The 19,527-nt window shown below is 74.3% G+C and carries 17 protein-coding genes; 7 read left to right on the top strand and 10 right to left on the bottom strand.

The window, feature by feature from the left end; all coding sequences use genetic code 11:
- Positions 1 to 172 precede the first annotated feature (172 nt).
- The 4 genes from ACH4TP_RS24270 to ACH4TP_RS24255 all read left to right on the top strand — a co-directional run bounded on the left by ACH4TP_RS24270 (position 173) and on the right by ACH4TP_RS24255 (position 4,427).
- Positions 173 to 928 (top strand): (5-formylfuran-3-yl)methyl phosphate synthase, encoded by a 756-nt coding sequence (locus tag ACH4TP_RS24270; RefSeq protein WP_389225849.1) that lies wholly within the window; start codon positions 173 to 175, stop codon positions 926 to 928.
- A complete protein-coding gene (locus ACH4TP_RS24265) occupies positions 925 to 2,340 on the top strand; it encodes an aldehyde dehydrogenase family protein (protein ID WP_398439106.1) in 1,416 nt (471 codons plus the stop codon). The genes ACH4TP_RS24270 and ACH4TP_RS24265 overlap by 4 nt, the downstream gene beginning before the upstream one ends.
- Entirely contained in the window at positions 2,337 to 3,449 is a 1,113-nt protein-coding gene (locus tag ACH4TP_RS24260) for an NAD(P)-dependent alcohol dehydrogenase (RefSeq protein ID WP_398439105.1), read from the top strand. Before ACH4TP_RS24265 ends, ACH4TP_RS24260 begins: the two co-directional genes overlap by 4 nt.
- A gap of 72 nt (positions 3,450 to 3,521) precedes the next feature.
- Positions 3,522 to 4,427 carry a class I SAM-dependent methyltransferase gene (locus ACH4TP_RS24255; protein WP_398439104.1) on the top strand — a complete coding sequence of 302 codons (906 nt, stop codon included), beginning with the start codon at positions 3,522 to 3,524 and terminating at the stop codon, positions 4,425 to 4,427.
- 54 nt (positions 4,428 to 4,481) lie between these two features.
- On the opposite strand, the gene ACH4TP_RS24250 is transcribed toward ACH4TP_RS24255, so the two are convergent.
- The 3 genes from ACH4TP_RS24250 to ACH4TP_RS24240 form a co-directional block, all read right to left on the bottom strand.
- Positions 4,482 to 5,015, bottom strand: coding sequence for an EF-hand domain-containing protein (locus ACH4TP_RS24250; RefSeq protein WP_389225837.1), 534 nt, complete (start codon positions 5,013 to 5,015; stop codon positions 4,482 to 4,484).
- Positions 5,016 to 5,176: 161 nt separating this feature from the next.
- Positions 5,177 to 5,848 (bottom strand): GntR family transcriptional regulator, encoded by a 672-nt coding sequence (locus ACH4TP_RS24245; RefSeq protein ID WP_398439103.1) that lies wholly within the window; start codon positions 5,846 to 5,848, stop codon positions 5,177 to 5,179.
- A 66-nt stretch (positions 5,849 to 5,914) separates the two neighbouring features.
- Positions 5,915 to 7,123 (bottom strand): CaiB/BaiF CoA transferase family protein, encoded by a 1,209-nt coding sequence (locus tag ACH4TP_RS24240; RefSeq protein ID WP_398184647.1) that lies wholly within the window; start codon positions 7,121 to 7,123, stop codon positions 5,915 to 5,917.
- Positions 7,124 to 7,280: 157 nt separating this feature from the next.
- On the opposite strand from ACH4TP_RS24240, the gene ACH4TP_RS24235 reads away from it, so the two are divergent.
- Complete coding sequence (locus ACH4TP_RS24235; protein WP_398439102.1) at positions 7,281 to 8,462, top strand: acyl-CoA dehydrogenase family protein; 1,182 nt, start codon at positions 7,281 to 7,283, stop codon at positions 8,460 to 8,462.
- Between the two features lie 29 nt (positions 8,463 to 8,491).
- Here ACH4TP_RS24235 and ACH4TP_RS24230 read toward each other — a convergent pair whose 3' ends face one another.
- From ACH4TP_RS24230 to ACH4TP_RS24220, 3 genes are all read right to left on the bottom strand, one after another.
- Positions 8,492 to 8,995: an FBP domain-containing protein gene (locus tag ACH4TP_RS24230; protein ID WP_389225825.1), complete on the bottom strand. Its 504-nt coding sequence runs from the start codon at positions 8,993 to 8,995 to the stop codon at positions 8,492 to 8,494.
- 51 nt (positions 8,996 to 9,046) lie between these two features.
- Positions 9,047 to 10,516: a PLP-dependent aminotransferase family protein gene (locus ACH4TP_RS24225; protein ID WP_398439101.1), complete on the bottom strand. Its 1,470-nt coding sequence runs from the start codon at positions 10,514 to 10,516 to the stop codon at positions 9,047 to 9,049.
- A 211-nt stretch (positions 10,517 to 10,727) separates the two neighbouring features.
- The gene (locus tag ACH4TP_RS24220; protein WP_398439100.1) at positions 10,728 to 11,855 is read right to left on the bottom strand and encodes a DUF6777 domain-containing protein; all 1,128 of its coding nucleotides are present in this window, start codon (positions 11,853 to 11,855) and stop codon (positions 10,728 to 10,730) included.
- 403 nt (positions 11,856 to 12,258) lie between these two features.
- Between ACH4TP_RS24220 and ACH4TP_RS24215 the strand changes: the two genes are divergently transcribed.
- Positions 12,259 to 13,587, top strand: coding sequence for a streptophobe family protein (locus ACH4TP_RS24215; protein ID WP_398439099.1), 1,329 nt, complete (start codon positions 12,259 to 12,261; stop codon positions 13,585 to 13,587).
- On the opposite strand, the gene ACH4TP_RS24210 is transcribed toward ACH4TP_RS24215, so the two are convergent.
- Genes ACH4TP_RS24210 through ACH4TP_RS24200 form a run of 3 tightly spaced genes read right to left on the bottom strand, consistent with a single transcriptional unit; the run spans position 13,584 to position 17,962 of the window.
- Complete coding sequence (locus ACH4TP_RS24210) at positions 13,584 to 14,585, bottom strand: serine/threonine-protein kinase (protein ID WP_389225813.1); 1,002 nt, start codon at positions 14,583 to 14,585, stop codon at positions 13,584 to 13,586. The two genes, ACH4TP_RS24215 and ACH4TP_RS24210, sit on opposite strands and share 4 nt — an antisense overlap.
- Complete coding sequence (locus ACH4TP_RS24205; RefSeq protein ID WP_398184663.1) at positions 14,582 to 15,238, bottom strand: hypothetical protein; 657 nt, start codon at positions 15,236 to 15,238, stop codon at positions 14,582 to 14,584. Before ACH4TP_RS24205 ends, ACH4TP_RS24210 begins: the two co-directional genes overlap by 4 nt.
- Before the next feature lie 36 nt (positions 15,239 to 15,274).
- Positions 15,275 to 17,962: an FHA domain-containing protein gene (locus ACH4TP_RS24200; protein WP_398439098.1), complete on the bottom strand. Its 2,688-nt coding sequence runs from the start codon at positions 17,960 to 17,962 to the stop codon at positions 15,275 to 15,277.
- Between the two features lie 100 nt (positions 17,963 to 18,062).
- Between ACH4TP_RS24200 and ACH4TP_RS24195 the strand changes: the two genes are divergently transcribed.
- Complete coding sequence (locus ACH4TP_RS24195) at positions 18,063 to 18,731, top strand: TetR/AcrR family transcriptional regulator (protein WP_389225804.1); 669 nt, start codon at positions 18,063 to 18,065, stop codon at positions 18,729 to 18,731.
- Here the strand turns inward: ACH4TP_RS24195 and ACH4TP_RS24190 are convergent.
- Positions 18,695 to 19,501: a class II aldolase/adducin family protein gene (locus ACH4TP_RS24190; protein ID WP_389225801.1), complete on the bottom strand. Its 807-nt coding sequence runs from the start codon at positions 19,499 to 19,501 to the stop codon at positions 18,695 to 18,697. The two genes, ACH4TP_RS24195 and ACH4TP_RS24190, sit on opposite strands and share 37 nt — an antisense overlap.
- Positions 19,502 to 19,527: the final 26 nt, after the last annotated feature.

Genomic DNA, 19,527 nt, shown 5'->3' with positions numbered 1-19,527 from the left:
TGCTCCCGTCCCGAAGCCCTCGGAGATGCCCGAGAGGCCCCGTTCAGCCGGATATGCACGGCGCGTCGCGCAGGGGCGTGAGCGCCAGGGGAACCCCGTGCGCTCTACCGGGTGCCGACGGCTGCCGGAAAGGATGAGCGCACGGTGGTCCCGCGACGGAAGGAACTTCAGGGTGTTGCTTCTCATCTCCCCGGACAGCGTCGAGGAAGCCCTCGACTGCGCGAAGGCGGCGGAGCACCTCGACATCGTCGACGTCAAGAAGCCCGACGAGGGCTCGCTCGGCGCCAACTTCCCCTGGGTCATCAGGGAGATCCGCGAGGCGGTACCGGCGGACAAGCCGGTCTCCGCCACCGTCGGCGACGTCCCGTACAAGCCCGGCACGGTGGCGCAGGCCGCGCTCGGCGCGGTCGTCTCCGGCGCCACGTACATCAAGGTCGGCCTCTACGGATGCACGACGCCCGAGCAGGGCGTCGAGGTCATGCGCGCGGTCGTCCGGGCGGTGAAGGACCACCGCCCCGACGCGCTCGTCGTCGCCTCCGGCTACGCCGACGCCCACCGCGTCGGCTGCGTCAACCCGCTCGCCGTGCCCGACATCGCCGCCCGCTCCGGTGCCGACGCGGCCATGCTCGACACCGCCGTCAAGGACGGGACGCGCCTGTTCGACCACGTCCCCCCGGAGGTCTGCGCCGAGTTCGTACGGCGGGCCCACGCCGCCGGACTGCTCGCGGCCCTCGCCGGCAGCGTCACCCAGGCCGACCTCGGCCCCCTGACCCGCATGGGCACGGACATCGTGGGCGTACGGGGAGCGGTCTGCGAGGGCGGCGACCGCAACGCCGGACGGATCCAACCGCATCTGGTGGCCGCCTTCCGGGCGGAGATGGACCGGCAGGCCGGGGAACACGCCGTCGGCGTCCCGGCGGCGCGTTGACCCCCGGCACGACGGCGCCCGGGAGCGGTGGCGTTCCCGGGCGCCGGACCGCCGGCCTCCCCGTCGTCGACCCGGCCACCGGGGAGACCTTCGACGAGGCCCCCGACCAGCGGCCGGAGGAGCTGGACGAGGTGGTCGCGCGCGCCCGGCGGGCCTGGCACGCGTGGCGCGCCGACCCCGAGGCCCGCACCGCCGCGCTGCGCGGCGCGGCCGACGCCGTGGAGACGGCCGGCGACGACCTCGCCCGGCTGCTCACCAGGGAACAGGGCAAACCCCTGGCCGAGTCGTACGCGGAGGTCGCCCGTACGGCGGCCCGCCTGCGCTACTTCGCCGACCTGGCCCCCCGGACCCGCCGGATCGACGACGGCCGGCCCGTGCGCAGCGAGGTCCGCTGGCGCTCCCTCGGACCCGTCGCGGCGATCGTGCCGTGGAACTTCCCGCTCCAGCTCGCGGCGGCGAAGTTCGCGCCCGCCCTCGCGGCGGGCAACACCATGGTCCTCAAACCCTCGCCGTTCACACCGCTCGCCACCCGGCTGCTCGGCTCCGTCCTCGCCACGGTCCTGCCCGAGGACGTCCTGACCGTCGTCACCGGCCGCGAACCCCTCGGCGCCCGCCTCGCGTCCCACCCGGGCATCCGCCACGTCACCTTCACCGGTTCGGTGCCCACCGGGCGGGCCGTCGCCGGGGCGGCGGCGGACTCGCTCGCCCGGGTCACCCTGGAACTGGGCGGCAACGACGCCGCCGTCCTGCTGGACGACGTCGACGTGGACCGGATCGCGGACCGGCTGTTCTGGGCGGCGTTCCGCAACTGCGGGCAGGTCTGCATGGCGGTCAAACGCGTCTACGCCCCGGCCCGGCTCCACGCCGAGGTCGTCGAGGCCCTCGCCCAGCGGGCGAAGAGCGTCGCCGTCGGACCCGGCCTCGACCCCGCGACCCGACTGGGACCGGTCAACAACGCCCCGCAGCTGGCCCGGGTCGAACGGATCACGGCCCAGGCCCTGGCGGACGGCGCCCGGGCGGCGTCCGGCGGCCACCGGCCGACCGGGCCGGGACACTTCTTCGCTCCCACGATCCTCACCGACGTCCCGCCCGACAGCGCGGTGGTGACCGAGGAACAGTTCGGACCCGTGCTGCCCGTACTGCCGTACCGGACCCTCGACGAAGCCGTCGACGCCGCCAACGGCACCGGCTTCGGCCTCGGCGGCTCCGTCTGGGGCACCGATCTCGACCGGGCCGAGGCGGTGGCCGATCGGCTCGAATGCGGCACGGCCTGGATCAACCACCACGCCGAACTCTCCCTCGCCCAGCCCTTCGCGGGCGTCAAGGACAGCGGAGTCGGCGTCGCCGGCGGACCGTGGGGGCTCTACGGCAACCTCCGGCCCTTCGTCGTCCACCGCCCACGGGAGGCATGACGGTGAGGTTCCAGGCGGCGGTACTGCGCGCGTACGAGGACCCGTTCACCGTCGAGGAGGTGACCCTGCGGACGGAACCCGCCCCCGGCGAGATCCTGGTCGAGATCGCGGGCACCGGGATGTGCCGGACCGATCTCGCCGTCCGGCGGTCCGCAGGACGCAGCCCCCTGCCGGCCGTCCTCGGCCACGAGGGCGCCGGCGTCGTGGTGCGGACGGGCGGCGGCCCCGGCACCACGATCGGCGTGGGCGACCACGTCGTCCTGAGCTTCGACTCCTGCGGGCACTGCCGCAACTGCCTCGGCGCGGCCCCCGCCTACTGCGACTCCTTCGCCTCCCTCAACCTCTTCGGGGGACGCGAGGAGGAACCGCCGCGGCTGATCGACGCGACGGGAAAGGCGCTGGCCCCCCGCTGGTTCGGCCAGTCCTCGTTCGCCGCGTACGCGCTCGTCCCGGCCCGCAACGCCGTCCGGGTCGACCCCGCGCTGCCGCTCGAACTGCTCGGGCCCCTCGGCTGCGGCTTCCTCACCGGCGCCGGAGCCGTCCTCAACACCTTCGGCGCGGGCCCCGGCGACCCGCTGGCGGTCCTCGGCGCCGGAGCCGTCGGCCTGGCCGCGGTGATGGCGGCCACCGCCGCCGGCGTACCGACCGTGGCCGTCGACCGGCACCCCGAACGGCTCGCCCTGGCCGAACGGTTCGGCGCGGTCCCCCTGCACGCCGACACGGCCGGACTGCCCGAACGGATCCGGCGGCTGACCGACGGCGGCGCGCGGTACGCCCTGGACACCACGGCCTCGGCCCCGCTCGTCAACGACGCGCTCCGGGCCCTGCGCCCCACCGGCAGCCTCGGCCTCGTGGCACGCCTCCACAGCGCGCTGCCGCTCGAACCGGGCACGCTCGACCGGGGCCGCAGCCTCCGCCACATCTGCGAAGGGGATGCCGTACCGGGCCTGCTGATACCCCGGCTGACCGCGCTCTGGCAGGCCGGACGCTTCCCCTTCGACCAACTGATCCGCACCTACCCGCTGGCCGACGTCAACGAGGCCGAACGCGACTGCGACGCGGGCCGCGTGGTCAAGCCCGTCCTGCTCCCGGAGACCGGAAGCCGATGAGCGCGGCCCGCGCACCCGTCCCGTCCGACCAGCAGACCCCCCGCACCCCGCACCCCCGCCGACGGAGGAGACATGACCGGCATGGCGCCGCAGCAGACAGACCCGGAAGGCGTGGACGGAGGCGTGGGCCTGACCGCCCTCCTGGTCGCCGCGGCCCGGGCGATCGAGACCCACCGCCACGACAGCCTGGCCCAGGACGTCCACGCGGAGCACTTCGTGCGCGCCGCCCCGGCGTGTGCGGGCTGGCCGGTGCGCATCGAGCAGGTCCCGGACGGGGACGACAATCCGCTGTGGGGGCGGTTCGCCCGCTACTTCGGCCTGCGGACCAGGGTGCTCGACGACTTCCTCCTCGGAGCGGTCCGTCCGGGCGTCCGCCAAGTGGTCCTGCTCGGCGCGGGTCTGGACACGCGCGCCTACCGGCTGGACTGGCCGTCCGACCTGGTGGTCTTCGAGCTCGACAGGGCGGGCGTGCTGGACTTCAAGCAGCGGGTGCTCACGGACCTGTCGGCCGCCCCCAGGGTGAAGCGCGTCCCCGTACCGGTCGACCTGCGGGCGGACTGGGTCACCGCGCTGACCACCGCCGGCTTCGACCCGGCCGCGCCGAGCGTCTGGCTGGCCGAGGGGATCCTCTTCTACCTGCCGGGTCCCGCCGAGACGCGGCTCCTCGACGCGGTGGACGGGCTGGCCGCCGGAGGCAGCGCCCTGGCCTTCGAGGCCAAGCTGGAGAAGGACCTGCTGGTGTACCGCGACAGCCGGACCTACACGGCGACGCGGGAGCAGATCGGCATCGACCTGCTCGACCTCTTCGACCTGGGACCACGGCCCGACTCCGCGGGCGCCCTGACGGCCAGGGGCTGGGCCACCTCGATCCACACGCCCTTCGAGTTCACCCGCCGGCACGGACGCGGCCCCCTCCCCGAGCCGAACGACGCGCTGGAGGGAAACCGCTGGGTGTTCGCCCACAAGCCCCGGCCGTGACGTCCGCACGGGGTCGAGGGCGGGGCCCGGTGACGGGCCCCGCCCTCGGGTGGGTCAGACGGTCCCGACGGCCACCAGCTGGTCGCCCGGGATCCCGGCCATGTCCGGCGCGTAGTAGTCCACGATGCCTTCGGCCCACGTGGCCACGGTGATGCGGTCCTCGGCGTCCGGGGCGAAGGCGTCGAAGAGCGCGTGGATGTTCTCCTTCTCGAAGCCGATCGCCGTCATCAGCGACAGGAAGAGCGGGCGCTCGATCAGACCGTCCCCGTCGGGGTCGCCGAGCGCCGAGAGCGCGTCGGCGAACTCGCTGATCGTGGGGCCGAAGCGCTCGGGGTCGAGCACGAACGGACGGAACTCCTCGACGGTGATCACACCGTCGCCGTTGGCGTCCAGCTCCGCGGCCAGCGTCGTCCAGTAGCGGCGGAACGCGGCCCGGATGGCGGCCTTGGCGTCGTCGTCCGACGCGGCCGCCGCCTCCAGGACGCGGTCCGTCATGAGGTCGAAATCGTCGGAGTCGATGACCCCGTTGCCATTGGCGTCGAAGAGGGAGAAGACCAGCTCGACCCGCTTGGCGGCCTCGGTTCGCATGTCCGTCACCTGTCATCCGCGGCCCGTGGATCCCGGGCCTGGCTCAATGAGTGCGTCTCGGTAACCGCGCTGAGGGAGATGCGTGACGGCGAGGCCGTCTCCGTGACCGGAACGAGTGAGCCCGCCTGAACATCAGTCCGCCGCTGCCGGCGGCCCGGGGCTCAGTCCCGTTCCAGGTCGAGGACCTCCCGCAGCGCCGCCACCGCGTGGGCGCGGTGCTCGTCGAGCCAGCGGACGGCGGCGTCCTCGTCGCCGTGGCGGAGCGCGGAGATCACGGCACGGTGCTCCCGTATGGCCTGCTTCCGGTGCGGGGACTCGGTGTAGTAGAGCGAGCGGTACGCGTCGGTGGCGTCCCACAGGGACGCGATGAGGCGGACCAGACGCGGCATCCCGGACGCCTCGATGAGGGTGAAGTGGAAGAGCCGGTTCGCCGCCGCCATCGCGGCCACGTCCCCCTCGTCGGAGGCCCGCTCCACCTCCCGCTGGATCCGTTCGAGCGTGGCGATCGTGCCGTCCGGCAGCCACCGGACCGCCATCCGGACCGCCTCGGTCTCCAGGAGCTCCCGGATCCGGTAGATCTCCTCCAGGTCGTTCAGGGAGAGCTCCGCGACGAAGTAGCCCCGGTGGACGTGATGGACCACCAGGCCCTCGGCCTCCAGGGACTTCAGGGCTTCCCGGAGCGGCACCCGGCTGACCTCGAACCGCGCGGCCAGGGCCTCCTGGCGGATCGGCCCGCCGGGCCTGAGCTCCCCGCTGGTGATGGCGCGCCGCAGTTCCTCCAGGACGAACTGCTGGGCGGTCTGCGGCCGCCGCTTCTGCACCGCGCTGCTCATCGCCTGTGACCTTCCGTTCCCTCGTGTCGCCACCGGTCGGTCCCCCGGCCGGTGCCGACCATCTTCCTACGCCTCGCCGTTCGCCGCGGACGACCTGTGGACAACTCGCCCCAGCTCCGCCAGCACGCCCTCGGTGTGCTCGCCGAGGCGCGGGGGAGCGGTGCGGTAGGAGGGCGGGGTGGCGCCGAGCCGGATCGGGTGGGCGACCTGGCCGGGACCGGCCTCGGACTCCGGGACGCGCGGGGCGAGCCCCAGCCGGTCGGCGAGCTCGAAGGCGGCCGCCAGGTCGTTGATCGGCCCGCAGGGCACGCCGGCGGCGGTGAGCTCCTCGAACCAGCCGTCGGCGGTACGGGTGCCCAGCGGCCCGCCGAGGGCCTCGACCAGCTCCTCCCGGTGGGCGACCCGGGCCGTGTTCGTCGCGAAGCGGGGGTCCCCGGCGAGTTCCGGCCGGCCGAGCCGCTCGCACAGGGCCCCGAACTGCCGGTCGTTGCCCACGGCGAGGACCAGCGGCCGGTCCCGCGCCTCGAACACCTCGTACGGGGCGATGCTCGGGTGCCTGTTGCCCATCGCGCGCGGCACGACCCCGGCGCCGAGGTGGGCGGCGGCCTGGTTGGTGAGTGCCGAGAGGAGGGAGGCGAGCAGGGAGACCTCGACCCGCTGGCCCTCGCCGGTGCGCTCCCGGTGCCGCAGGGCGGCGAGGACGCCCATGCCCGCGTGGAGGCCGGTGATGACGTCGACCAGGGCGACCCCCGCCTTCGTGCCCTGCCCGTCCGGTTCGCCGGTCACGCTCATGAGGCCGCCCATGGCCTGGACGAGCAGGTCGTAGCCCGGCAGCCGGGCGCCCTCCGCGGTGCCGAAGCCGGTCACCGAGCAGTAGACGAGCCCGGGGTTGTCCACCCGCAGGTCCTCGTATCCCAGGCCGAGCTTCTCCATCGTGCCGGGGCGGAAGTTCTCGACGAGGACGTCCGCGCGGTCCACGATCGCGCGGGCCGCTGCCAGGTCCTCGGGGTCCGTGAGGTCGAGCGTCACGGAGCGCTTGTTCCGGTTCACACCGAGGAAGTACGTGGCCTCCCCGCCGGCGAACGGCGGGCCCCACGCGCGCGTGTCGTCGCCGGAGCCCGGCCGTTCGATCTTGATGACGTCCGCGCCCAGGTCGGCGAGGAGCATCGTCATGTACGGCCCGGCGAGGACCCGGCCGAAGTCGGCGACGACGATGCCGGAGAGGGCGCCTCCCGTCGGGGGTGTCCCTGGTGTGCCCGGCTGGTCTGCGCGCATTCAGCTTCCCTCGCTCCCGCTGGAGATACCGGATACCGGAGATTGGATCCAATCGGACCGTAGGGTCTGGATCCCGGATTATCAATACTGGATCCAATATCCGATCTGCGGCTACGCTGCGGTTCGCCGAGTTGCCACAGTCGCCAGGAGGCCGTCCGTGAAGTCGCCGTCCACCCCCGTCCACCCCTTCGACCTGCTCGCCCTCGACGGACTGCTCACCGACGAGGAGCGGGAGATCCGGAACACCGTCCGCGCCGTCGCCGACCGCGAGCTGCGGCCGCACGTCGCCGGCTGGTTCGAGAAGGGCGAGATCCCCGCCCGCGAGCTGGCCCGCACGCTCGGCGGGGTCGGTGTGCTCGGCATGCACCTGGAGGGCTACGGCTGCGCGGGCACCAACTCCGTCGCGTACGGCCTCGCCTGCCTGGAGCTGGAGGCCGTCGACTCCGGACTGCGCTCCCTCGTCTCCGTACAGGGCTCACTCGCCATGTACGCGATCTGGAAGTACGGCTCCGAGGAGCAGAAGCAGCGGTGGCTGCCGAAGATGGCGGCCGGCGAGTACATCGGCTGCTTCGGCCTCACCGAGCCGGACGCCGGCTCGGACCCGGGCGCCATGTGGACCAACGCCAAGCGGGACGGTTCCGACTGGGTGCTCAACGGCACCAAGATGTGGATCACCAACGGTTCGGTGGCCGACGTCGCCGTCGTCTGGGCGCGCACCGAGGACGGCGTCCGCGGCTTCCTCGTCCCGGCCGGAACCCCCGGCTTCAGCGCCCCCGAGATCAAGATGAAGCTGTCGCTGCGCGCGAGCGTCACCAGCGAACTGGTCTTCGAGGACGTGCGGCTCCCCGCCGACGCGATGCTGCCCGAGGCCCGCGGCCTCTCCGGCCCGCTCGGCTGCCTCAACGAGGCCCGCTTCGGCATCGTCTTCGGCGCGCTCGGCGCCGCCCGCGACTGCCTGGAGACGGCGATCTCCTACGCCGGGGACCGGGTCGTCTTCGCCCGCTCCCTCGCCTCGTACCAGCTCACGCAGCAGAAGCTCGCCGACATGTCCGTCGAGCTCGGCAAGGGCATGCTCCTCGCCCTCCACCTCGGCCGCCTCAAGGACGCGGGCGCGCTCACCCCCGAGCAGGTCAGCGTGGGCAAGCTGAACAACGTCCGCGAGGCCATCGCCATCGCCCGCGAGTGCCGCACGATCCTGGGCGCCAACGGCATCACCCTGGAGTACCCGGTGCTGCGCCACGCCAACAACCTGGAGTCGGTGCTCACCTACGAGGGCACGAGCGAGGTCCACTCCCTGGTCATCGGCAAGGCGCTCACCGGCGAGCAGGCCTTCCGCTGAGCCCCTTCCGCTGAGCCGGGGCGCGGAGCCTAGCTCCCCGTCACCCGCTCGATGAACGCGTCCAGGTTGCCCGTCAGACGGGCGACCTGCTCGTCGAGGGTGAGGGACTCCTCGTGGCGCCGGTGGCGCAGCTTCGGCTGCCGCCGGCCCCGGACGTAGAGGGAGCAGGCGAGGTCGGCGCAGAGGTAGGTCCCGACCGTGTTCCCCTCGCGGCCGCGGCTGCCGGCCAGCGGCGCCACCAGGAGCGTGACGCCCGAGGAGGCGTGCGCGGTCAGGCAGATCTGGCACATGCTCGACTTCACGGCGCTGGTCCGGCCGGTGGCCGGGACCCGCAGGCTCACGCCGAGCGGCCCGTCCGCGCGCGGCACGACCAGGTGCGCCCGCAGGGGCGCGCCCGGGTCGACCCAGCCGAGGAAGTCCAGGTCGTCCCAGGGGGTTTCGGCGAAGTCGAGGGGCAGCTTGAGGCGCGCCGCCTCGCCCTTGGTGCAGTTCACGAAGGACGAGCGGATCTGTGTGTCGGTCAGCGGTTCCACTCGGTGGACCGTACACGGACCGCCGGAACCGGGCACCCGAATATGGCCCCCTCAGGCCACCCAGTCCGGCAGGGCCGGGTCGGCGAAGCGCCCGGGGTCGCCTTCCAGGGCAGCCGCGAGTCGCTCCGCCGCCGGTTCGTACGCGTCCACGGGCAGGGTGAACGGGATCCGCAGCCGGTGCTCGTGCGTGCCCGGGTCCACCCCGAACCGGGCGCCGCCCTCCACCCGCACCCCGTGGCGCAGGGCCCGGGCCGCGAGGGAGGAGGCGACCGGCCGGCCCAGGTCGATCCAGAGGCACATCCCGCCCGGCGGCACCGCCCACCGCCACTCCGGCACATGGCGGGCGAGGGCGTCGGCCAGCGCGGACCGGCGCAGCCGCAGCTCCTCCTGGCGCCGCGGCACGATCACGTCGAGGCGGCCCATCAGGGCGACGGCCACCAGCTGGTCGAGAACCGAACCGGACAGGTCGGCGGTGATCCGGACCCGGGCCAGCTCGGTCACGACGCGCGACGCGGCCCGCACCCAGCCGACCCGAAGCCCGCCCCAGCAGCTCTTGCTCAGCGAGCCGACGGAGACGATCTGCTCGCCGTCGCCCCCGCCGACCTCCGCCGCGAAGGGCGGCGGCGCGGGCACGTCCAGGGCCGTGTCCGTCAGCGTCTCGTCGACCACCAGCCAGGTCCCGGTGGCCCGCGCGGACCGCGCGAGCTCCTTGCGCTGCTCCGCCGGCATGAGCCGCCCGGTCGGATTGTGGAAGTCCGGGATCAGATAGGCCAGGCGCGGCGCGGTCTGCCGGAGCGCCGCGTCCACGAGCCCGGTGTCCCAGCCGGCCTCGGTGACCGGCACCGGTGTGATGCGGAGCATCCGCCCCCGCATCGCGTCGAGGGCGTTGGGGTACGAGGGGTTCTCGGCGAGCACCCGGTCGCCGGGCCGGCCGAGCAGCGTGAGCACCAGCGAGACGGCCTGCTGCGCGCCGGTCGTGACGAGGATCTGGTCCGGGAGGGTCGGCAGGCCGCGGGCCGTGTAGCGCTCGGCGATGGCGGCGCGCAGCGCGGGTAGCCCGTACGGGTGATAGCCCTGTGCGCCGGCGTACCGGGGCAGCTCGGCGGCGGCCGCCGCGAGCGCGGCGGACAGCTCGGCCTCCGGTGCCTGCGGAGCGGCGAGGGCCAGGTCGATGGTCGCGCCGGCGTCGTCGTGGAAACCGCCCAGGACGGTGGGCGCCTGCCCGTCCGGCAGCGCGGTCCACGTGCCGGCGCCGCGCCGGCTGTGCGCGTAACCGCTCTCCCGCAGCAGGTCGTACGCCCCGGTCACGGTGGTCCGGCTCACCAGGAGCACCGCGGCGAGCTCCCGCTCGGCCGGCAGCCGCAGGCGCAGCGCCACCCGGCCGTCGAGCAGCGCCTCCCGCACGGCCCGGGCCAGCTCCCGGTACCCGAACCGGCCCTCCGCGGGAGGGGTGAGGAGCGACGCGAGCTGGCGACCGGTCAGGGTCCGGTCCGCGGTGTGGACCACACGTGCCACTGCCATGCCAATCACTCCTCATTGGCTCTGCTGTCCGGGCCAATAAGGGTACAGACTCCTTTCCAGTGGCCTGGTGGCCCTGCTCAAGAGGAGACAAGAGGAGAGGGGACGACCATGCCCGGACACTTCACCGACCGTGACGAGCGGATGTGGCAGCTGCGGGCGGAGGAGCGGACGGCCCATCCCCTGCCGATCGGCGCCTGGCTCCGGAGGGTCGTCAGACGACGGGCGCGGGTCCGGGACCGGGCGCGGGAGCCGTGGACGAGGTCGTACCGTCCGCCCGCCGGGCCGCCTGCTGGTCCGGTGACCGGCTCGTGAGATCCGCCGAACCGTCCGACGCGGGCGCCGACTCCGGGCTCGCCGACCCCGGGCCCGACGACTCCGTCGACGGCGACGAGTCGGTGGGGCCGGAGGAGTCGGACGGCGACTCCGGTGGGGACGAGGACGCCGGAGGGGAGAGCGTCGAGGGGCACGGCGAGGGGGTGATCCCGTTGCTCGGCGTGGGGGTCTCCGTGCCCGTCACGGTCACGCACGGCACCGGCGACGACGGGGAGACCGACGGGGACGAGCTGGACGGCGAGGGTGGCACCAGGGTGGACGGGGAGACCGTGGGCGGCGGGGGAGGCGGGGTGGGCTTGTCGTGCTCGCCGGTGTCGCCGTGCTCGCGCGCGAACCAGCCGTCGTCCTGGGGGTCGTACACCACGAAGACGTTCACGACGGTCACCGAGGGCGCCACCACGACGACCTGCTGGGAGCTGTACCCCTGCCAGGGCGTGCCCGTCGTGCGCGGCGCCTTCTGCGCCACCGGGCCGGTCAGCGGATTGCCGCAGGCGCAGCGCACCCGGGGCATCCCGTGGCCGTCGACCATGACGGCCGTGCCGGCCTGGAGCACCGCCTGGTAGGTGGTGGCCGCGCCGTTCCGGAAGCCGTGGTTCGTCACCCGGGTGTCGGCCCGGAGCTGGAGCGGGGTCAGGGAGCGGAGGTAGGCCGGCACGTCGGTCGGCGAGATGCCGACGACGGAGGCGAAGGCCGCGTTCTTCGCGGGCTCCCCGGAGAGGTAGCGGACCTGCTGCTCGACGTCGCAGCTGGAGACCGACCGCGTCCCGCCGTAGAGACCGGGCGTCGACCCCGACACCTCGGGCACGGCCGAGGCGGTACGGGGCGGCAGCGAGGCCGGCGGGGCGGAACCGCCGTCGGCGCGCGCCGTCGACCGGGTGAAGGGGTCCGGGCCGGAAGCGGCGGCGTTCTGCAGGAAGACCTCGCCGCTGCCGGATCCCGCCGTGTCGCTCTTGCCGTCGGGGCGGTTGGTGAGGACGACGGCCAGCGCGGCGGCCGCCACGAGCACGGCGGTGAGCGAGGCGACCTTCGGGACGGAACGCCACCAGGGGCCGCCACCGCCCTTGCCGCCGTTACCACCACCACCACCGGTCGGCCCGGAACCGCCGCCGGCCGATCCGCCTCCGCCACCGGTCGCCCCGGAACCGTCGCCGCCTCCGGAGCCACCGCCGCCGGACGGACCGCCACCCCCCGGACCGCCGCGGGGCGGTCCGGGCGGCGGCGGGGGGCCGACGCTTCCCGGGCGTGTGCTCGGGCCCGAGAGGGGGCCCGAGGGGGGACCTGCGGGGGGAACCGACGGAGGGCCGGACGGCGGGTGGGAAGTCACGTCATTTCCCTTTCTTCCGTTCCGCGCCCATTGTGTGCGCCGAACGGCGTCCGTCCGCAAGCGGAGCCCCCGCCCCGGTACTAGCGTGGGCAGGGTGAGCAGCCGGCTCCCCGCCTCCGCGCGGCCCCCCGCGACCTCGACCGGGTCCCCCGCCCGCGTCGCCCTCCAGGCCCTGGCCGCCGTGGTCGCCGGGTTCGCCGCGATGGGCGTCGTCGCCGCGCTGGGCCTCTGGGCCGCGGGCGCCGCCGACCTGCCCGGCGGCTTCGCCGCGGTCCTCGCCGCGGTCGTCGTCATGGCCTCGGGCGGCAAGGTCGACCTCTCCGGCGACGCGGGCGCCCTCGCCGGCACCCAGGCCGAACTGACCGCCATGCCGCTCACCGTCACCCTGGTGGGCGCCCTGGTCACCGGCTTCTGCTTCCTGCGCCCCCTGCGCCACCACGCGGTGGCCGGCACCCGCGCGCTCCTGCTCCGCGCGGCGAGCGTCGTCGTGCTCTGGCTGGCCGCCCTCGCGGGCCTCTCGGCCCTCGCCCGCCACGACTTCCCCCTCACCCTCGGCGGCGACGAGTCCCAGGGGTCCCTCATGGACCTCTTCGGCGAGCTCCTGAACGCCACGAACCCCACCGTCGGCTTCCGCACCGACCTCGGCCCCACGCTCTTCTACGGCCTCCTTTGGATCCTCGGCGTGCTCGTCATCTCCCTCCTCGTCTCCCGCGGGACCCCGCTGCCGCCCCGGCTCGTCCGCTACCAGGAACCCGTCCGTCCCGCGGCCTTCGCGATGCTCCTGCTGCTCCTCGCGTACGTCGTCGTGGGCCTGGTCATCGGGATCGTCGTCGCGGCGACGAAGGGCCACACCGCGGACACCCTCGCCGTCCTCCTCCTGGGCCTTCCCAACATCACCTGGATCGCCCTCGGCGTGGGCATCGGCGGCTCCTGGGAAGGCAGGGCGGAAGGACCCTTCGGCCTGCCCATGCCGCAGATCCTCGACGCCGTCCTGCGGAGCAAGGGCGACAGCCCGGACCTCTCGACCGTCGACCTGTCCTCGCTCGCCGCGCAGGACGCGCGCGCGTGGTGGCTGCTGCCCGTCGCCGCCGTCCTGGTGCTCGCCGCCGCCTTCGTCGCGGCCGTCCGCTCCCCGGCCCGGACCCCGCCCTGGCGGCACGCCCTCCACCTGGGCGTCGCCTTCGCCCTCGCCATGCTGGTCGCCGCGCCGGTCACCCTCGTCGAGGCCCGCTTCGGCCTCTCCGTCCTCGGCATCGGCGACCTCGCCTCGCTCGGCGGCGAGGTACTGCTCCGCCCGGACATCTGGAAGACGGTCGGCTTCGCCCTCCTCTGGGGCCTCGTCGCGGGCTTCCTCGGCGGCCTCCTCGCCACCCGGGTCCACCGCAAGGGCGAGGTCGACCGGCCGGGCCCCTAGGGACCGCCCAGCTCACGGAAGACCGGTCGCGCCCACGCGGGCGGGGCCGGCGGGGCGCCGGGCCGGCGCGGCGCCCCGGGCGCGGGCGCCGGACCGCCTCCGCCCGCGCCGGCCAGGGCGGTGCGCAGCGCGGCGACGAACTCCAGGCACGTCCCGTACCGCTCCTCGGGCGTCTTCGCCAGGGCCTTCGCGAACACCGCGTCCGCCGCCGACGGCAGCCCGGGCCGCACCTCCGAGAGCGGGGGCGGCGGATCGTACTGCTGCGCCCACAGCACCGCCCAGTCGCTGTCGCGGCGGAACGGCGGCACCCCCACCAGGGTTTCGAAGACCACACAGGCCAGGCTGTAGACGTCGCACCGGCCGTCCACCGGCTTGCCGGAGATCTGCTCCGGCGCCACGTAGTCGAGCGTTCCCACGAACTCGCCCACCGTCGTGAAGCCGGTCAGCGAGAGGGACTTCTTCGTCAGGCCGAAGTCCGTCAGGTAGACGTGCTCCGGATGGTCGCCGTCGGTGCCCTCCGCGACCAGGACGTTGCCGGGCTTCACGTCCCGGTGCACCAGGTCGTGCGCATGCGCCGCGTCCAGGGCCGAGGCCACCTGCACCGCGATCCGGCCCGCCTTCACCGGCGGCAGCGGCCCCTCGCGGTCGAGCAGGGCCGCCAGGTCCCGCCCCGCCACGTACCGCATGGCGATGTACAGCACGCCCTCCGTCTCGCCCGCCTCGAAGACCGGCACGATGTGCGGGTGGTCGATCGAGGCGGCGACCCGCGACTCGTGCGCGAAGCGCTTGCGGAAGGTGTCGTTGCGGGCCAGCTCGGGGGCCAGCAGCTTCAGCGCCACCGTCCGGTCGAGGCGCAGGTCCCGCGCCCGGTACACGACCGCCATGCCGCCGCGCCCGATCTCGTCCTCCACGCGGTAGCCCGCGACCTCCTTGCCCAGCAGCCCCGAGGCCCGGCCCGCCGGGAGCTCCGCGTCCCCGTGCGCCCCGCCGCCCGTCATCGGCCCTCACCCGCCGGTCCGTCCGGCCCCACGACCCGCGTCGGCGGCGGCCCGGCGACCGCCGCCGGATCCACCTGGGGCACCACCTGCGTCGGCTCGTACCCCGCCTCCGCGGACTCCGGTACGGGTCCGGGCGCGGGCGCCGCGGCCGAGGGGGCCACCGACGCCGCGTACGTACTGAGCCCGACGCCGTCGCAGTACACCCAGCGCTCGTGCTCCGCGTCGTACAGCCACACCGACTCCCCGTCGACGACCATGCCCACCCGCAGTCCGCGGGTCCGCAGCCGGAAGCCCTCGCCGTCGAGCCGGCCCGCGCCCAGCTCCTCCGCCGCCCGCCGGTAGCGGCCGAGCGCGTCCTCGGCGCGGGCGATCAGCGGCCGGGGATCGGCGGTCCTGGTGAGGGGCCCGCCCGCCGCCGGAGGATCGTCCGGCACGCTCACCAGCAGGCGCGCGTCGACCCACGCGGTCCAGCCGTTCGAGCACAGCACCCGACCCCAGTCGCCCGCCCGCTCCTCCAGGCGCACGGGCAGGAAGGCGTCGAGGGACGCCGTGGGCAGCTCCGGATCGGGCGCCTCCCAGGCGGAAAGACCGGAGCGCGGCACCACATGCGTGGGCCGGAAGTCCGGCACGTACTCGGGTACGGGGACGCTCACGGGCCTGCTCCTGCCGGTACGGGGACGGTCACGGCCTCACCTCCGCATGACGACCGGCTCGTGGCGGCGCAGCAGCCGGGCCACGGCCACGGCGAGGACGAGGCACAGCACCACCATCGCGCCCATGTCGAACAGCCAGGCCTCCGCCGTGTGCCGCATCAGCGGATCGGCGGTCTTCTCGCTCGGCGCGATCCTCCCGATGTCGATCGTCGCGCCCATCGCCGCGAACGCCCACCGCGAGGGCACCAGCCAGGCCAGCTGCTCCAGGACGGGCGTGCCCCGCACCTTGAGGAGCGCCCCGCAGAACACCACCTGCACGATCGCGATGAGGACGAGCAGCGGCATCGTCACCTCCTCCTTGCGGACGAGCGCCGACACCAGCAGACCGAGCATCATCGCCGTGAAGGCGAGGAGCGCGACCGCGAGGGTGAGCTCCACCAGAGGAGGCATCAGGACGCCCTTGCCGCCGGGCACGTTCAGCGGCACGCCGATCAGGGCCACCAGGGTCAGCACCACCGCCTGCACGACCGTGATCAGACCGAGCACCACCACCTTGGAGGCGAGGTAGGCGGAGCGGGACAGGCCGACGGCTCTCTCCCGCCGGTAGATCGTCCGCTCCTTGACCAGTTCGCGCACGGCGTTCGCCGCGCCCGTGAGGACCCCGCCCACACAGAGGATGAGCAGCACGTTCAGCGTCGACTCGGGGTTGAGGCTGCCCTCGGACAGGGCCCGGGCCATCGCGCCCATCACGAACGGCAGGGCGATCATGATGGCGATGAAGGTCCGGTCGGCGGAGAGCGCCGCCGCGTACCGGCGCACCAGCGTCCGCAGCTGGGAGCCCCAGCTCTGCGCCTTCGGCGGCGGAGCGGGCTCCACGGCGGCCCGACCGCCCACGGGTACGGGTGCGGGTGCGGGGACGTCGGGGCGGGCCGTCGCGTCCGCGATGTACCGGTGGTGGAAGCGGGAGGACCGGTACTGCCCGGCCCAGTCGCGGTCCCGGTCGTTCTCGAAGGCCTCGAAGGCCTCCGGCCACTGCTCGAAGCCGAAGAAGCCGAGGGTGTCCGCGGGCGGCCCGTAGTAGGCGACCCGGCCGCCCGGCGCGAGCACGAGCAGCCGGTCGCACACGTCGAGACTGAGCACGCTGTGCGTGACCACGACGACCGTCCGTCCGTCGTCCGCGAGCCCGCGCAGCATGTGCATCACGGAGCGGTCCATGCCCGGGTCGAGACCGGAGGTCGGCTCGTCCAGGAAGAGCAGGGACGGCTTGGTCAGCAGTTCGAGCGCCACGCTCACGCGCTTGCGCTGGCCGCCGGAGAGGCTGTGGATCGGCTGATCGGCGCGCTCCACGAGCCCGAGCTCCCGGATCACCTCGTCGACCCGGGCCCGCCGTTCGGCCGCCGCGGTGTCCTCGGGGAAGCGGAGCTCGGCGGCGTACCCGAGGGCCCGGCGGACGGTGAGCTGGAGGTGCAGGATGTCGTCCTGCGGGACCAGCCCGATGCGCTGGCGAAGCTCGGCGTAGTCCCGGTAGAGGTCACGGCCGTCGTAGAGCACCGTGCCCCGGTCGGCCGGGCGCTGGCCGGTGAGCGCGCCCAGGAGCGTCGACTTCCCGGCGCCGGACGGGCCGACCACCGCCAGCAGGCACTTCTGGCCCACCGGGAACGACACCTCGTCGAGCAGCGTCTTGCGCCCGTGGTCGACGGTCACCGCGAGCTCCCGCACGTCCAGGGACACCTCGCCGGTGTCGGTGAACTCGACGAGCTGCCCGCCGATCAGACAGAACGCGCACCGCCCGATGCCGACGATGTCCTCCGCCGTCACCCGCGCCTCGACGACGCGAGCGCCGTTGAGGAAGGTCCCGTTGTGACTCCCGAGGTCATGGATCCAGTAGGTGCCGTCCGGATGCGCCCGGAGCTCCGCATGCCGCCGGGACACGATCAGGTCGGACACGACCACGTCGTTGTCGGGCGCCCGCCCGATCCGGAGACCGTGCACCGGCAGCGGCCGCACGGACGTCGGCCGCCGGAAGGCACCGGTCTCGGCGGGACGCGAGACGGAGGGGGGCCGGAAGGACTCGGGGGGTGGAGGGGACTTCTCCGGTCGAAACGCTTCGGGCGTCGGACCCTCGGGCGCCGGGGCCTCCGAGGGAGGGGTCTCGGGGTACGGGGTCCCGGGGGCGGGTTTCCCGGGTGCCGGGCTCTCCGGGGCGGGCTCCTCCGGGTACGGCGTCCCCGGCGCGGGCTCCTCGGGCCGTGGGCGCTCGGGCGCCGGTGTGTCGGGCCAGGGCTCCTCGGGCAGGGGCGCCTTCGGCAGGTGTACGGAGGCGGGGACGGCCTGCGCGCCGGGCGGTGGTGCGGCGGAGACGGGACCCGTGCCTGCCGGTGGTTCCGTCGGGTGGGCCGGGGGGCCGGGTGTGAGGATCGCGCGGGGGCCGTCGGCCGGGTGGCCGAAGCGTACGACCGTACCGGGGCCGACCTGGTGTGCCCGGGCGATCCGCAGGCCGTCCGCGAACGTGCCGTTCGTGCTGCCCTCGTCCGCCAGGGTCCAGTGGCCGCCCGCGGCGCTGAGCACCGCGTGGTGCCAGGACGCCCGGGCGTCCGCGAGCACGATGTCGCTGGTGGGGTCGCGCCCGATGCGATAGACGCGACTCGGGTCCATGAGCGTCGCGTCCCCGTCGATCTCGAGGACAAGACCGGGCGCCGCGGGCGCGACGGGCCGCTCTGCCATGTGTGGATTTTATCCGCCGGTGCTGATCGCCGCCCGGGAAGGAGCCGCCGGTAAGGTGGGCGTCCGCCGCGCGAGCGGCCCGACCGAGGAGGAGCCACCCGTGCCGAAAGGTGTCACCAGGCGGCGGCCCCGTACACGCGCGGCGCTCCTGAAGGCGGCCCTGGAGACCTTCGCGGAGCACGGCTTCCACGCGACGACCATCGAGCAGATCTGCGAGCGCGCCGGCTACACGCGGGGCGCGTACTACTCGAACTTCGCGAGCAAGGAAGAGCTCTTCCTCGCCCTCTTCGACGAGCACAGCGAGCGGACCGTGCGCCGCCTCGCCGAGTCCATCGACGCGCTGACCCCCGACGAGTACACCCTGACCCGGCTCGCCGAGCTCGCCGCCCGCGTCGAGCCGGACGAGCGGGACTGGTACCTGGTCACCACCGAGTTCACCCTGCACGCGATCCGCGACCGGCAGGCCGCCTGGGTGCTCGCGCGGCACGACGCGCGGCTGCGGGCCGAGATCGCCCGCGGCCTCACCCTCGTCCTGCGCCGGGCCGGACGCGAACTGACCGTGGAGGCCGACCGGTTCGCCCGCCTCCTCATCGCCCTGCGCGAAGGCGGTCTCGCACAGAGCTACGTGGAACCGGCCGAGCTGCCGCCGGGCACCCTGGAACGGCAGTTCCTCGCCCCGCTCCTGGAGGCGACGACGCGCGAGGTCCCCGGCGCCTCCGGCCGGCCCGCGGATCAGTCGAAGAGGTCCGGGTCGGACGCGGTGATCTGATCCCACAGCGGGCGCGCCTGGAACCAGCCGGCCAGGTGCCCGCCGATCTGCCCCCGGGTGAGGAGGGCCGTCTCGCGGTCGATGAGCTGCGGGGTGCCCGCCGCCATCGCCAGGAGCTGCGCCTGGCAGGAGCGCTCCATGGTGACGAACCACCACACGGCCTCGGCGACGGAGTGGCCGACCGTGAGCAGCCCGTGGTTCTTGAGGATGACCGCCTTGTACGCGCCGAGGGCCTTGGCGACCCGCTCGCCCTCCTCGGTCTCGTTCACGACGCCCCGGTAGTCCTCGTAGATCCCGTGGTCCTCGAAGAACGCGCAGGCGTCCTGGGTGATCGGGTCGAGCGGGATGCCGAGGCTGGAGAAGGCCTTGCCGTGCAGGGAGTGCGAGTGCGCGGCGGCGACCGCGTCGGGGCGGGCGGCGTGGACCCGCGAGTGGATGACGAACGCGGCCCGGTTCACGGGCCGGCGCCCTTCGAGGACGTTCCCCTCGTGGTCCACCAGGATCAGGTCCGAGGCCTTGATCTGGGTGAAGCTCATGCCGAACGGGTTGACCCAGAAGGCGTTCGGGTCACCGGGGTCGCGGACGGTGATGTGCCCGGCGACGCCCTCGGAGAAGCCGAACCTCCCGAAGATCCGGAAGCCGGCGGCGAGCTGTTCCTTGCGGTACGCGCGCTCCTCCTCGACGGACTCGAACGTGGGCGGCAGCGGCACGATCGCGCCTTCGGGCAGCGGCCCGACGGCGGCGGCGAGAGCGGGCGGCACGGTGCTCATGACGGCTCCTCGGTGAGGGGGGGCGA

This window comes from Streptomyces sp. NPDC021012 (assembly GCF_044333355.1).
Classification (GTDB): Bacteria; Actinomycetota; Actinomycetes; order Streptomycetales; family Streptomycetaceae; genus Streptomyces.
The sequence above is the reverse complement of the archived record's forward strand: the minus strand, read 5'-3'. Positions and strand labels throughout refer to the sequence as shown.